Consider the following 14,555-nt stretch of genomic DNA (forward strand, 5'->3'; position numbering starts at 1 on the left):
CTCAGGGACCGGGGGCTGGGGGAGCGGGACGTAGTCGGTTGGGTGGGTGGTGCCCTTCGACAGGCTCAGGGACCGGGGTGGGGCTCAGGGACCGGGGTGGCTGGGGCTCAGGGACCGGGGTGGGGCTCAGGGACCGGGGTGGTTGGGGTTCAGGGACCGGTGGCTCGTCCTACTTCGCGTAGCGGTAGCGGGCCCCGGTGTGCTCCTCGGGGAGACGGTCGCCACGACCGTGGAGCTTGTGCCGCAGGCTGCCCTCGACGTACTCCTCGGGGTAGGCACCTCGACGACGCAGCTCCGGGATGACGAACTCGACGATGTCCTCGAAGGTGCCCGGCGTGATCGCGTAGGCGAGGTTGAAGCCGTCGACGTCGGTCTCCTCCACCCACTCCTGCAGGGTGTCGGCGATCTCCGACGCACTGCCGACGATCCGCGGACCGAGCCCACCGATCGCCCCCATGCGTGCGATGTCCTTCACCTTGAACTCGCCTCCTTCCTCGTTGGCCGCCTGGTAGTTGGCGACCGCCGACTGGATGGCGTTGCTCTTCACGTTGCCGATCGGCTCCTCCGGGTCGTACTGCGACAGGTCGATGCCCATCCAGCCCGACATGAACACGAGTGCACCCTCCTGCGACGCGTACTGCAGGTAGTCCTCGTGCTTCGCCTGGGCCTTCTCGCTCGTCTCGTCGGTGATGATCGTCAGCAGCGTGTAGATCTTCGCCGAGTACCGGTCGCGACCGGCGGCCTCGAGGGCGTCACGGATGCGGCCGACCGTCGCCTTCAAGCCGGCCTTCGTCGACGCGCCGACGAAGATCGCCTCCGCGTTGCCAGCGGCGAACTGGATGCCGCGCGGCGACGCACCGGCCTGGTAGATCACCGGCGTGCGCTGCTTGGACGGCTCGGACAGATGGATGCCGGGCACCGTGTAGTGCTTGCCGAAGTGGCCGATCTCGTGGACCTTCGTCGGATCGGTGAAGACGCCCGTCTCGCGGTCGCGGACGACGGCGTCGTCCTCCCACGAGCCCTCCCACAGCTTGTAGAGGACCTCGAGGTACTCGTCTGCGACGTCGTACCGCTCGTCGTGCTCGAGCTGGTCGTCGTGCCCCATGTTGCGTGCCGCACTCGGCAGGTAGCCGGTGACGACGTTCCAGCCGACCCGCCCCTTGGTCAGGTGGTCGAGCGTCGACATGCGTCGCGCGAACGGGTACGGGTGCTCGTAGGCGGTGCCGGCCGTGACCCCGAAGCCGAGGTGTTTCGTCACCGCGGCCATCGCCGACACGAGCAGGATCGGGTCGTTCACCGGCACCTGCGCGCCGTTGCGGATCGCGGCCTCGTTGCTGTCGCCGTAGACGTCGTACGTGCCGAGGACGTCGGCGATGAAGATGCCGTCGAAGTTCCCGCGCTCGAGCAGCTGCGCCAGGTCCGTCCAGTAGGAGAGGTCCTTGTAGGTGCTCGAGCGGTCGTCGGGGTGACGCCACATCCCCGACGCCTGGTGGGCGACGCAGTTCATGTCGAAGGCGTTGAATCGGATCTGTCGGGTCATACGGACGATCCTGCATCACGAGTCCCCGGCGTCGCCTGGCAATCGGCCTCGCACGTAACAGGGCGTCATCTGGGCGCAGGGCGCTACCTGTGCGAGGTGTCCTCCGCCGCGATCGCCTCGGCGTACTCCGCGTCGCTGAGCGCACCCACCGTCGAGTGCCGGCGCCCGTATCCGAGATAGAGCGCGGCGCCGACGAGCATCCAGATGAGGAACACGATCCAGGTCGTCCCGCCGAGCGACACCATCAACCCGAGGCACATGACGATGCCGAGCGCGGGGACCACCGGGAACAGCGGTACGGAGTAGCTGCGGTCGAGATCCGGGCGCAGGCGACGCAGCAGGATGACCGAGAGGTTCACGAGGGCGAACGCGAACAGCGTGCCGATGCTCGTGGCGTCGGCGAGCTCGCCGAGGGGGATGAGGGCGGCGACCACCGCGACGACCGCACCGACGATGACGGTCCCGGCGACGGGCGTCCCGCTGCGGCGACCCACGCGCGAGAACACCCTCGGCACCATGCCGTCCTGTGCCATCCGGTACAGGATGCGCGTCTGCCCGTAGTAGACGGTGAGCACCACGCTCGCGATCGCGATGACCGCGCCGATGGAGAAGAAGAGCGCGACGATCGGCTGTCCGGTGATCTCGGTGAGGATGCCGACGAACGCGGACTCGTCGTCGGCGAACTCGGTCCATGGCCGGGCGCCGATCGCGGCGATGGCGACGAGGATGTAGACGGCGGTGACGATCACCATCGACAGGATGATCGCGCGCGGCAGGTCGCGACGCGGGTTCGTCGCCTCGTCGCCGGCGGTCGACGCCGCATCGAAGCCGATGTAGGAGAAGAACAGTCGGCTGGAGGCTGCCGCGATGCCAGCGACCCCCATGGGCGCGAGCGGTTCGAAGTTGCCGAGCGAGAACGCCGAGAACGCGATGACGACGAAGACGAGCAGTACGGCGAGCTTCACGAACACCATGATCGTGTTCGCCCAGGCGCTGTCCTTCGCACCGCGGACGAGCAGCAGCATCGCGAGCAGGACGAGGGCGGCGGCCGGCAGGTTGATCAGTCCGCCGGCGACGCCGATCGGGTTCGCGAGTGCCGGCGGCAGTCCCAGGCCGAACACCGCGAGCGCCTCGTTCACGTACTGCCCGGCACCGACGGCGACCGCCGCGACGGAGACCCCGTACTCGAGCACGAGGCACCACCCGCACACCCAGGCGACGCCCTCACCCATCGTCGCGTAGGCGTAGGAGTAGCTGGATCCGGAGACGGGCACCGACCCTGCCATCTCGGCATAGGACAGCGCGGACAGGAGTGCCGCGAGTCCGGCGACCGCGAACGCGATCCAGACGGCGGGTCCGGCGAGCGGGACGGCGGTGCCGAGGACGACGAAGATGCCGGTGCCGAGCGTCGCGCCGACGCTGATCATCGTGAGTTGCCAGACGCCGAGCGATCGGCGGAGCGACGTCCCCGACTCGGCGGGATCCGTCCCGAGTCGGACGAGCGGCATGCGCCGGCGCAGCTGCGCGAGGAGCGGGAGTCGGCGATCAGTCACGGGTATCCATGGTAACCGTGGGTGCGAGGAGCATTCGGCGCGCTCGCCCTCACCCCGTCTCGGCGAGCTCCGGTCTGGTCTCGTGTCGTCGGCCGTCGGGTGTGGTCCAGGTGAGGATGCCGCCGGGACGATGTTCGAGGTTCCAACCCGGCAGGTGTTTCAGTCGGTGATGATGTCGGCAGAGACAGGCCAGATTGTCGACAGCTGTCGTGCCGCCGTCCTGCCAGGCGACCGAGTGGTCGAGGTCGCAGCTCCGGGCGGCTCGTCCGCAGCCCGGAGCCCGACACGTGGTGTCTCGCAGGCGGACGGCACGCGCCAGGTCGGCCGGTACCCGGTACTGCTCGCGTCCGACGGACACGACGGCTCCCGTTCCGGTTGGGTGAGGATGCGGATCATCGACGGCGCCGTGACGGCGAGTCGGGCGGCGGTGTGGGGGTCGATCGGGCCGTAGCCGTCGAGTTCCCCGGGTTCGTCGGTGACGCCGAGGGTGGACAGTGCCGGGACCGTCATCTGGACGGTGGCCCGGATGCGGGCCTCGATGCCGACGGGCTCGGCGAGCAGGGGCTCGGCTCCGGCGGCGACCGCCTCCTCCGCGATCCTGGCAGCGTCGTCGAGCGGCGCGGAACCGGGGAGCCACGTGAACGCCCCGGTCGTCTCCGGGTCGACGGGGATGGGGCCGACGTCGTCGCGCACCGTGCCGGCGACGGCGAGGGAGGCCAGGGCGTCGGCGCGCAACTGCGCGAGTGTGCGGGTGTCGCCGGCGACCCGTGCGGGAACGGCGACGGCGTCGAGGCGGTTCCTGATCGCGTGCGCCAGCGGTGCTGTGGTGAACAGGTGCAGCCAAGCCATGCCGTCGGCCGCGGCCTCGAGCTCGACACGACGGTCGGTGATCGAGCGCGTGCGTCGGGCGGTGATCGATTCGGGGTGCAGCCGCTCCCGCACGACCCTCGCGCGCTGACGCAGGCGTGCGGTCGTCGATCGGAGGGCGACGGGCAGCACCTGCTCCAGGAACACCGCGCGGCCCTCCGCCGGGACGTCGCGCAGCTGGTCGGTGATCGTTCGGGCGTGACCGCCGCTGATGGAACCCTCCGCGAGCGCCTCGAGCACGCTGGGTGCGTGGTGGACGAGCGCCTCGGCGTCGCCGACCCGCGCTTGCAGCGTCGGCTCGGACATCCTCGTGGCGATCGCGAGCGACGCGCACATCGAGCGCCTCGCGAGGTCGCGGGCGTCGTGCGACGAGGTGTTCGCTGAGACGAGGGTCGGAGCAGTCGCGTCCGCGTACGAGGACGCCTCGGCGAGCAACTGCGCCTCCTCGGCGTCGAGTGCCGCGCGACGCCGGGCGAGGTCGACGAACCGATCGGTGAACGACGCCATCCGAGCAGCGAACACGTCGCTCGGGTGCTCGGAGTGCTCCAGACGGCCCGTGCGCTCGTGCGCCTCGGGGCCCTGGATCGTGGCGGTCTCGGTCATGACTCCAGTCCACCACGGACCACTGACATTCGAGATGATCAGGAGCGTCCGGGCTGCCCCGCCGCTCCCATCGCGTCGCACAGACAACCGTCGAACACCAGGGCGATCGCGCCGTCACCGGTGGCTCGTACGATGAGCGGGTGGGTATGCGTTCGCTGCTGAGTCAGCTGGCCGGGGGAGTCCGAGGAGCGGCGCCGGAAGGTGTCGACGAGCAGGCGATCGTCCGCCTCAACGCGGAACGGCCCGTGCGCGAAGTGCTCGAGCTGGCCGGCCGGATCGGCGAGTCGATGCTGGCGCTCGGAGCCGCAGCGGCCGAGGTCACCGACGCCATCCGCCGCGTGTGCCGGGCGTTCGACCTCGAATGCCAGGTCGACCTGACCTTCACCTCCATCCTCATCGCCCACGACGGTTCAGAGCGGTCACCGGGGGTCACGGTGCTGCGCGTCGTCCGTTCGCCCTCCGCCGACTTCGACCGGCTCGCGAAGGTCGTCGTGGTCGCCGAAGGGATCACCCGGCGTTCCGAGCCGATCATGACCGTCACCGACGTCGCCCGCGACGAGGAGGCGGAGGTGCTCGACGAACTGCACGCCCGCCTCGGCACCGCCCATCGCGAGCTCGACCGCATCCTCACCGCACGTCGCACCTACCGCCGCGGCTTCGTCACCGTGCTGCTGTCGACCATGGCGGCGGCCGTCGCCGTCCTCCTCGGCGGTGGCGTCGTCTCGATGCTGCTCGCTGCCGCCACCACCGCGCTCATCGACAGCGCGTTCCGGGCACTGAACGTCTGGAAGCTGCCCGTCTTCTTCCTCCAGCTCACCGGAGCGGCCATCGCCACGACGGTCGCCGTCCTCATCTCGATCCTCAGCCCCTACGTCCCGGCCGACCTCTCGGCCCTGCCGCCAGCCCTCGTCGTGGCGTCCGGCATCGTCGTCCTCCTCGCCGGTGCGTCCCTCGTGGGAGCGGCCGACGACGCGATCAACGGGTTCCCGGTCACCGCCAGCGGACGCCTCGTCGAAGTCATGCTCCTCACCATCGGGATCGTCGTCGGCATCGGTGGCGTCCTCGACCTCGCCCGGCGCCTGGGCATCTCGCTCGTGCTGTTCGACGTCCCCGTCAGCCCCTGGCCGATCGCCGTGCAGATCGTCGGCGCCGCCGTGGCCTCGGCCGCCTGGGCGATGGCGTCGCAGGCCGCGCTGCGGGCGGCGTTCTTCGCCGGGGTGGCCGGGGCGATCGCATTCTCGGTCTTCGTGCTCGTCTCCGGGAGCGGCGTCGCCCCGGCGGCCGCAAGTGCGCTCGCCGCACTCGTGATCGGGTTCGCTGCGGAGGCCCTCGGCCCGCGGCTGCGGATCCCCGCGATCATCCTCACGATCTGCGGGATCGTTCCACTGCTACCCGGGCTCGCGATCTACCGCGGCATGCTCGCCCTCGTGAACGGCGAGCAGGGATCCGAGGGGTCCGAGCAGCTCCTGCAGGCGGGGCTCACCGGTCTCGCCCTCGCAGCGGGGGTGACACTCGGCGAGCTGCTCGCGCGCCGTACGGGTGTCTCAGGTCGCGTGCTGCTGCCCGGGTACATCCGGCGCTCCAAGCGCCACCCGCGCTGAGCAGCCCGGCCACTGAGCGGTCCCCGGTCACTGAGCTTGTCGAAGTGCGCCCTTCGACAGGCTCAGGGACCAGCGGTTGTTACTCAGGGACAGGGGTGGGGCCGCCCTTCGACAGGCTCAAGGACCGGTGGTTTTCCCCTCAGGGGCCGGTAGGGGAGGCCGTCCGCTGCCGCTCCTGGGGTTTCGCCGCGGACGTCAGGAACGACGCCAGGACGACGACGGCGAGCACGACGATCATCGCGCCGCGCAGACCGAAGTGCTCCCCGAGGAAGCCGAGCAGCGGCGGACCGACGAGGAACGCGACGTAGCCGGCCGAGGCCACCGCCCCCACGGTCGTCGTCGGATCGTCACTCTCACCCGCCGCCGAGAGGGTCACCGGGAAGCCGAGCGCCGCACCGAGCCCCCAGAGCAGCACCGCGAGCCCCGCGACGAGCACACTGTCGGAGAACACGACGAGCGCGATCCCGACCGCCGACACCAGCGCGCTCACCCGCAGCACGTTGGCCTTGCCGAAGCGGGCGAGGAGCGGCTCGCCGGCGAAGCGACCGATCGTCATGGCGAGTGCGAACCCGGCGAAGACGATCGATCCGACGGCCGCCGTGGTGCCGTGCCCGTCGACCATGATGAGCGGCAACCAGTCGCCGGCGGCACCCTCGGCCAGCGCGAGGGCGAGCACGATGAGCCCGAGGAAGATCACGCGCTGCTGCCGCCAGACCGCGAGCTGCGCACGGATCCCGGGGGAGCCGGCACCCGTGTCCGACTGTCGTCCGGTCTCGGCCGGGATCTTCGGGATCGCCCACAGCAGCGCCGCCAGTGCGACGGCCGCGACGATCAGCAGATGGATCGTCACGGGGAAGGCGATCGCTGTGAGCGCGATGCCGGCCACGGAGCCGATGACGGACCCGAGGCTGTAACAACCGTGGAGCACGGGCAGGATGGACCGCCCGGACAACTGCTCGATCATCGCGCCCTCGATGTTGATCGCGATCTCGGCGAGACCGAAGCCCAGGCCGATGCCGATCAGACCGAGGAAGACGCCGACGCCCTGCCCGGCACCCGCCATGAGGGCGAGGAGGGCGAGCCCGATGACGAACGCCGCTCCGCCGATGATGATCGGGCGACGCGCGCCGAACCGGCGCACGAGCGCCGCGGACGACAGGATGCCCGTCATCGACCCGACGGAGATGCCGAAGAGGATGAGACCCATCTCGGCGGTGCTCGCGTGCACGAGGTCGCGGACGGCGGGCGTCCGCACGATGAAGGACGACAGGCCGACGCCGACGGTGAGCATGAAGACGAAGATCGCCCCGCGCCGCCGCCGAAGAGGGGCGGACAGCGCGGGGCGGGGGTTCGCCTGACCGGCGCGAGCACTCATGCTCCGAGCCTAGAGGCGGTGATGCGGTGTGACGGGCGTGTTGCTAGCCCGACGGGTTCTCGACGGGGTCGCCCTCGGCGTCGGTCCCCGTCTCGGGGCGGTGCGCGCCTCGGACGGGCCGACGCCGGACGATCAGCCCGACGGGTTCTCGACGGGGTCGCCGTCGGCGTCGGTCCCCGTCTCGGGGTCGACCTCCTCGGGCTTCGGCACGTCGTGCTTCACGTCGTCGTCGTGCGTGGGCGGGGGACCGGGGCGGGGGCCGTCACTCGACATCGCCACGCCATCCCTGTCCGGTCTGGCCCTCGGATTCGACGAGCTGCTTGAAGTTGCCGAGGTCCTTCTTGACCGCGTGACCGGCCACACCCACGGCTGAGCCGAGGTGCTCGAGGAGGCCCTTGGGCTCCCAGTCCAGCTGCACGGTGACACGCGTCTTGGCGTCCTCCAGGCGGTGGAAGGTGACGACGCCGGCGTGGTCCGCCTCGCCGCCGGTGCTGTTCCAGGCGACGCGCTCGTCGGGGTGCTGCTCGGTGATCTCCGCCTCGAAGGTGCGGGTCTGTCCGGCGACGCTGACCGTCCACTCCGTGAGGGTGTCGGTGACCTGCGTGATCGAGTCGACCTCGTCGAGGAACTTGGGGAAGTCCTCGAAGCGGGTCCACTGGTTGTAGGCGACGGAGACGGGAACGTCGACGTCGATGGTTTCGATGACCTGGGTCATGGGCGCCATCCTCTCTGGTTCTGCGGTACCTGCATGGGTCTCGTCCGGAAAGCCCGGACGCGACTGCGACGGTACGCGTGCAAGCTGCGATTCCGGGGGCATGGCCTCGGGCGCTGCAACCTGTTACCCTGGCCGGCTCGCCGCGAGCGCTCGTTCAGAGCTGGAAGCGGTACCCCATACCGGCCTCGGTGAGCAGGTGGCGGGGGGTGGCGGGCTCCGGCTCGAGCTTCTTCCGCAGCTGCGCGATGTAGAGGCGCAGGTAGCCGGTGTCGGTCACGTGTGTCGGACCCCAGATCTCCGTGAGCAGCATCTGTCGGGTCACGAGCTTGCCGGCGTTCCGGATGAGCAGCTCGAGCACCTGCCACTCCGTCGGCGTCAGGCGGACGGTGGCCGGGGACGCACCGGGGCTCTGCTTGGTGACCTGCTTCGCGGCGAGATCGACCACGATGTCGCCGAACCGCACGGTCGGTTCGGTCTCGGCGCCGGGTACCCGTCGGGTGAGCGCGCGGATCCTGGCGAGCAGCTCGTCGATCGCGAAGGGCTTCGTCACGTAGTCGTCGGCTCCGGCGTCGAGTGCCTCGACCTTGTCCGTCGAGCCGGCGCGACCGGACACCACGAGGATGGGCGCATCGGTCCAGCCGCGGAGGCCCTCGATCACCTGCCGCCCGTCGAGCCCAGGCATGCCGAGGTCGAGGAGGTAGAGGTCGGGGCGGTGGGTCGTCGCGGCGTTGAGCGCAGCGGTGCCGTCCTCGGCCGTGACGATCTCGTAGCCGCGAGCGGTGAGGGTGATGCGCAGGGCCCGGAGGATCTGCGGGTCGTCGTCGGCGATCAGGATCTTCATCGACGCGTCGACTCCTCGGTTCGGGCTGCGGGCAGTGAGACCACCATGGTGAGGCCACCGCCCGGCGTGTCCTCGGGTTCGAGTGTGCCACCCATCCCCTCGATGAAGCCCTTCGACAGCGCGAGTCCCAGGCCGAGACCGGTGAGGTTGTCGGTGTCGCCGAGCCGCTGGAAGGGGACGAACACGTCCTCCCGTCGGTCGGGCGCGATGCCCGGGCCGTGATCGACGATGCGGATCTCGACGACGTCGCGGAACCCGCTCGTCGCGATCCGCACGGGGGTGTCGTCCGGGCTGAAGCGCTGCGCGTTCGTCAGGAGGTTCACGATGACGCGCTGGAGGAGGCCGGCGTCCGCGAGGACGGGCGGGAGGCCGGGGGCGAGGTCGAGCTCGGCGTCCTGCGGCCCGATGCCGAGCTCGTCGAACGCCGGCAGGATCGCATCCTCGACGTCGATCGGCGCGACGGTCACGGCGAGCACGCCGGCTTGGAGACGACTCACGTCGAGCAGGTTGGTGACGAGGGCCGCGAGCGTGCGCAGGCTGTCGTCCGCGGTCTCGAGGAGGTCGCGGCGGTCCGCCGTGGTGAGCTCGACGTCGGTCGCGCGCAGGCCGGTGACGGCGGCGGTCGCAGCGGCGAGGGGGCGCCGGAGGTCGTGGCTGACCGCCGAGAGCAGCGCGCTCCGCACCCGGTCGGTCGCGGCCAGTGGGCCGACCTCCTGGGCGGTCGCACGGAGATCGGTGTGTTCGAGCGAGGCGTCGAGCTGCGCCGCGATGACGGCGAGCAGACGGCGGTCGGACGCGGCGAGCACCCCGCCGTGGAGTTCGAGCACCGCGCGGGTGCCGATCGGGATGCTCGTGAAATCGCCGCCGCGGGTCGGTTCGCCGTCGACCGCGAGGACTTGCTCACCCGTCACGAGGCGCACCCCGGCGAGCGAGAAGGACTCGCGGGTCCGGCTGACGAGCGCCTGCAGGGCACCCTCGCCGCGGAGCACGCTGCCCGCGACCGTCGCGAGCAGCTCGGACTCCGCCGCCGCGCGCCTGGCCGTGCGAGCCCGTCGCGCCGAGAGGTCGACGACCCCGCTCACGATGACCGCGATGACGACGTAGAGCACGAGTGCGACGAGGTGCGCCGGATCGTCGATGGTCACGGTGTAGAGCGGTTGGACGAAGACGAAGTCGAGTGTGACCCCGGACAGGACGGCCGCGAACACCGCCGGCCAGAACCCGCCCACGAGCGCGACGAGCACGACGAGGAGTTGGTAGGAGAGCACCTCGCTCGTGATCGACTCCTCGGTGCGGGCGAGGTGGAGCAGCCAGGTGACGAGCGGACCGCCGATGAGCGCGAGCGCGAAGCCGGCGATGTGACGCCGTGCGCTCAGAGCGCCGCCGAGCTTCGGCAGACGGAACCGGCCGCCCGCCGCCTCGTGGTTGACGATGTGGACGTCGATGTTCCCCGACTCGCGGATGACCGTGTTGCCGATGCCGGGCCCCGTGACGGCGGCGGACAGGCGACTGCGTCGGCTGACACCGATGACGAGCTGCGTCGCGTTCGCCGCTTTCGCGAAGTCCACGAGCGCGCGCGGTACGTCATCGCCGACCACCTGGTGGAAGGTGCCGCCGAGGGTGTCGACGAGCGCTCGCTGCTGCGCGAGCGCGCCGGGGTTCGCGGTGCGGAGGCCGTCCTGCGTCGTCACGTGCACCGCGATGAGCTCGCCACCGGAGGAGCGGGCTGCGATCCGGGCGCCGCGTCGGAGCAGGGTCTCGCCCTCCGGACCGCCGGTGAGAGCCACGACGACCCGCTCGCGCGCCTCCCAGGTGCTGTCGATGCCGTGCTCGGCGCGGTAGTCGCGGAGGGCGGAGTCGACCTCGTCCGCCAGCCACAGCAGCGCCAGCTCGCGCAGGGCCGTGAGATTACCGAGGCGGAAGTAGTTCGACAGGGCGGCATCGATCCGCTCGGCCGGGTAGACCCGGCCGCCGGCGAGCCGGTCGCGGAGGGCCTGTGGAGCGAGGTCGATGAGTTCGATCTGGTCGGCCGCCCGCAGCACGGCGTCGGGGATCGTCTCCCGCTGCGGCGCCCCGGTGATCTGCCGGACGACGTCGTTCAGCGACTCGATGTGCTGGATGTTCACCGTCGAGAGCACGGAGACACCGGCGGCGAGCAGGGCCTCGACGTCCTGCCAACGCTTGTCGTTCGTGGAGCCGGGGGCGTTCGTGTGGGCCAGCTCGTCGACGAGCGCGAGTCCGGGGCGGCGAGCGAGGACGGCCTCGAGGTCCATCTCGTCGAGCGTCACACCCCGGTGCTCGACGCCCCGACGCGGCAGCGTCTCGAGCCCCTCCGTCAGGGCGGCGGTCGCGGCCCGACCGTGGGTCTCGACGACCGCGACGACCACGTCGACGCCCTCCCCGGCGAGGCGGTGCCCCTCCTCGAGCATGGCGTAGGTCTTGCCGACCCCGGGGGCCGCGCCGAGGAGCACCCGGAGTCGTCCGCGCTGCATGGTGTTCAGTTCTCCTGGAGCATGGCGCTCTGCCTGCCGGCCCCTCGGGCCGCGCTGTGTCGTCCGCGCTGCATGGTGTTATCCGTTCAGTCCGGCCACGGCGAGGTTGAGCTGCAGGACGTTGACCGTGGACTCCCCAAGGTAGCCGAGGTCGGGGCCCTGCGTCAGGCGCTCGACGAGGGCACGGACCTCGCCCTCGTCGAGGCCGCGCTCGGCGGCGACACGGGGCACCTGCAGCAGTGCGTAGGCCGGGCTGATGTGCGGATCGAGACCGGACGCGGAGGCCGTCAGTGCGTCGGCGGGGATGCTCGACGGATCGACGTCCTCGAAGGACGCGATGGCGGCGCGGCGCTCCTCGATCGAGGCGACGAGGTCGGGGTTCTCCGGCCCGAGGTTGCTGCCGCTCGACGCACCGCCGTCGTAGCCGTCGCCGGCCGCCGACGGACGCGACTGGAACCACTGCGGCAGCGGCTTGCCGTCGGCGTCGGTGTACGACTGCCCGATGAGCGCCGAGCCGACCGTCTTGTCACCCTCGGTGACGGCGGATCCGTTCGCCTGCCAGGACATCGTCGCCTGCCCGATGCCGGTGACGATGAGGGGGTAGCCGACGCCGAGGACGACGGTGAGGGCGAGCATGGCCCTGATGGCGACCCAGTACTGGGCGATGCCGCTGCGGGAGGCACTCATGATGATCTGTCTGCTTTCGTGTGCTGGGTGGGGCTCAGAAGCCGGGGATGAGAGTGACGACGAGGTCGATCAGCTTGATGCCGATGAACGGCGCGATCACACCGCCGAGTCCGTAGACCAACAGGTTCCGGCTGAGGACCTTCGAGGCGCTGAGCGGTCGGTACTTCACACCGCGGAGGGCCAGTGGGATCAGGATGACGATGATGATCGCGTTGAAGATGATCGCCGAGAGGATCGCCGACGCGGGGGAGTGCAGCTGCATGATGTTGAGCAGCGCGAGCCCCGGGAACACCCCGGCGAACATGGCCGGGATGATCGCGAAGTACTTGGCGACGTCGTTCGCGATCGAGAACGTCGTGAGGGCGCCTCGCGTGATGAGCAGCTGCTTGCCGATCCGGACGATGTCGATGAGCTTCGTCGGGTCGGAGTCGAGGTCGACCATGTTGCCGGCCTCCTTCGCAGCGGAGGTGCCCGTGTTCATCGCGACACCGACGTCGGCCTGCGCGAGCGCCGGAGCGTCGTTCGTGCCGTCACCGGTCATCGCGACGAGGTTGCCGCCCTCCTGCTCCTTGCGGATGAGCTCGAGCTTCTGCTCGGGCGTCGCCTCGGCCAGGAAGTCGTCGACTCCGGCCTCGGCGGCGATCGCCTTGGCGGTGAGCGGGTTGTCACCGGTGATCATGACCGTGCGGATGCCCATGGCGCGCAGCTCGGCGAACCGCTCCGCGATGCCGGCCTTGACGACGTCCTTCAGGCGGACGACGCCGAGCACCCGCGCAGTGCCGGTGGTGTCGGTCTGCGCGACGACGAGCGGGGTGCCGCCGCCGGCGGACACCGCCTCGACGTGCTCCTGGAGCTCGGCGCGGGTCGCCTCGGCGAGGGGGCCGAACGACTCCACCCAGGCCAGTACGGCCGAGCCGGCACCCTTGCGGATCTGTGCGCCGTCCGGCTGGTCGAGGCCGCTCATGCGGGTCTGCGCGGTGAACGGGACGATCTCGCCAGCCCCGGACCCGTCCAGGTGGATGCCACGCTCGGCCGCGAGGTCGACGATCGACTTGCCCTCGGGCGTCGGGTCGCTGAGCGAGGACCGGGCTGCGGCCTGCGCGAGCTCCTCCGGCGTGACACCGCGGAGGGCGATGAACTCGACCGCCTGGCGGTTGCCGTAGGTGATGGTGCCGGTCTTGTCGAGCAGCAGGGTCGTGACGTCGCCGGCGGCCTCGACCGCGCGGCCGGACATCGCGAGCACGTTCCGCTGCACGAGTCGGTCCATGCCGGCGATGCCGATCGCCGAGAGCAGGGCGCCGATGGTCGTGGGGATGAGGCAGACGAGGAGGGCGATGAGGACCGGGACGCTGACGGGAGCCGCCGCATAGGAGGCGATCGGGTTGAGCGTCAGCGCGACGACCACGAACACGATCGACAGGCTCGCGAGCAGGATGTTGAGCGCGATCTCGTTCGGCGTCTTCTGCCGCGCCGCACCCTCGACGAGGCCGATCATGCGGTCGACGAAGGTCTCGCCGGGCTTCGAGGTGATGCGGACGACGATGCGGTCGGACAGCACGCGGGTGCCGCCCGTGACGGCACTGCGATCGCCGCCGGACTCGCGGACGACCGGCGCCGACTCGCCCGTGATCGCCGACTCGTCGACCGAGGCGATGCCCCAGACGATGTCGCCGTCGCCCGGGACGAGTTCGCCGGCGGTCACCACGACGATGTCGCCGAGCGTGAGGTCCGCCGAGGAGACCTGGCCGGTGGCCGTGTGCTCCGCGGACGGATCCGCCGAGGCGTCGTAGTCCGTGACCTGGTTCGCCATGGTCGAGGTGCGCGTCTTGCGGAGGCTGTCGGCCTGCGCCTTGCCGCGACCCTCGGCGACGGACTCCGCGAGGTTCGCGAAGACGACCGTGAGCCACAGCCAGATGGCGATGCCCCAGGTGAACGACGCCGGCACGGCCGAGCCGCCCGACTCCTGCGCGCCACCGAGGAACGGCTCGGCGATCGCGAGGACGGTGGTCAGCGCCGCGCCGACCTCGACGATGAACATGACCGGGTTCTTGACCATGAGCCGCGGGTCGAGTTTGCGGAAGGCGCCCGGGGTCGCGGCGAGCAGCTGCGCCGGACCGAATGCGGCCTTCGCGGGCTCGTGGTGGTGGTCCTGCTCCTGCTCGGGTTCCGCCGGGGCGGGAAGCGTGTGCGTGGTGGACATGGTTTATGACAGCCCTTCCGCCAGGAGACCTGGCGCGAGTACGGGGAAGGAGGTGAGTGCGGTGATGATCACGCGGTGTGC

General features: G+C 70.7%; 11 protein-coding genes. 1 reads left to right on the plus strand and 10 read right to left on the minus strand.

Translation table 11 applies throughout. The features are described from left to right. Positions 1-169 precede the first annotated feature (169 nt). The 3 genes from QRN19_RS18085 to QRN19_RS18545 form a co-directional block, all read right to left on the minus strand. Positions 170-1,540, minus strand: a complete 1,371-nt coding sequence (locus QRN19_RS18085) for an LLM class flavin-dependent oxidoreductase (RefSeq protein WP_285028618.1) — start codon at positions 1,538-1,540, stop codon at positions 170-172. Between the two features lie 83 nt (positions 1,541-1,623). Beyond that, positions 1,624-3,048, minus strand: a complete 1,425-nt coding sequence (locus QRN19_RS18090; RefSeq protein ID WP_285028635.1) for an APC family permease — start codon at positions 3,046-3,048, stop codon at positions 1,624-1,626. Between the two features lie 204 nt (positions 3,049-3,252). Then, a complete protein-coding gene (locus QRN19_RS18545) occupies positions 3,253-4,563 on the minus strand; it encodes a DUF222 domain-containing protein (RefSeq protein ID WP_285028619.1) in 1,311 nt (436 codons plus the stop codon). Positions 4,564-4,709: 146 nt separating this feature from the next. Here QRN19_RS18545 and QRN19_RS18100 point away from each other — a divergent pair, with 146 nt between their 5' ends. Beyond that, a complete protein-coding gene (locus tag QRN19_RS18100; protein ID WP_285028636.1) occupies positions 4,710-6,164 on the plus strand; it encodes a threonine/serine exporter family protein in 1,455 nt (484 codons plus the stop codon). 139 nt (positions 6,165-6,303) lie between these two features. Here QRN19_RS18100 and QRN19_RS18105 read toward each other — a convergent pair whose 3' ends face one another. The 7 genes from QRN19_RS18105 to kdpB form a co-directional block, all read right to left on the minus strand. Beyond that, positions 6,304-7,539 carry an MFS transporter gene (locus tag QRN19_RS18105; protein ID WP_285028620.1) on the minus strand — a complete coding sequence of 412 codons (1,236 nt, stop codon included), beginning with the start codon at positions 7,537-7,539 and terminating at the stop codon, positions 6,304-6,306. Positions 7,540-7,671: 132 nt separating this feature from the next. Then, the gene (locus QRN19_RS18110) at positions 7,672-7,812 is read right to left on the minus strand and encodes a hypothetical protein (RefSeq protein WP_285028622.1); all 141 of its coding nucleotides are present in this window, start codon (positions 7,810-7,812) and stop codon (positions 7,672-7,674) included. Next, positions 7,802-8,254, minus strand: coding sequence for an SRPBCC family protein (locus QRN19_RS18115; protein ID WP_138946135.1), 453 nt, complete (start codon positions 8,252-8,254; stop codon positions 7,802-7,804). Before QRN19_RS18115 ends, QRN19_RS18110 begins: the two co-directional genes overlap by 11 nt. A gap of 154 nt (positions 8,255-8,408) precedes the next feature. Further along, the gene (locus tag QRN19_RS18120; protein WP_285028623.1) at positions 8,409-9,095 is read right to left on the minus strand and encodes a response regulator; all 687 of its coding nucleotides are present in this window, start codon (positions 9,093-9,095) and stop codon (positions 8,409-8,411) included. Continuing rightward, positions 9,092-11,587, minus strand: a complete 2,496-nt coding sequence (locus tag QRN19_RS18125; RefSeq protein WP_285028624.1) for a sensor histidine kinase — start codon at positions 11,585-11,587, stop codon at positions 9,092-9,094. Before QRN19_RS18125 ends, QRN19_RS18120 begins: the two co-directional genes overlap by 4 nt. Before the next feature lie 78 nt (positions 11,588-11,665). Beyond that, complete coding sequence (gene kdpC, locus QRN19_RS18130) at positions 11,666-12,274, minus strand: potassium-transporting ATPase subunit KdpC (protein WP_285028625.1); 609 nt, start codon at positions 12,272-12,274, stop codon at positions 11,666-11,668. Between the two features lie 34 nt (positions 12,275-12,308). After that, positions 12,309-14,474 carry a potassium-transporting ATPase subunit KdpB gene (gene kdpB / locus QRN19_RS18135; protein WP_285028626.1) on the minus strand — a complete coding sequence of 722 codons (2,166 nt, stop codon included), beginning with the start codon at positions 14,472-14,474 and terminating at the stop codon, positions 12,309-12,311. Between the last annotated feature and the right edge of the window lie 81 nt (positions 14,475-14,555).

This window comes from Plantibacter sp. ME-Dv--P-122b (genome assembly GCF_030209375.1).
GTDB lineage: Bacteria > Actinomycetota > Actinomycetes > Actinomycetales > Microbacteriaceae > Plantibacter.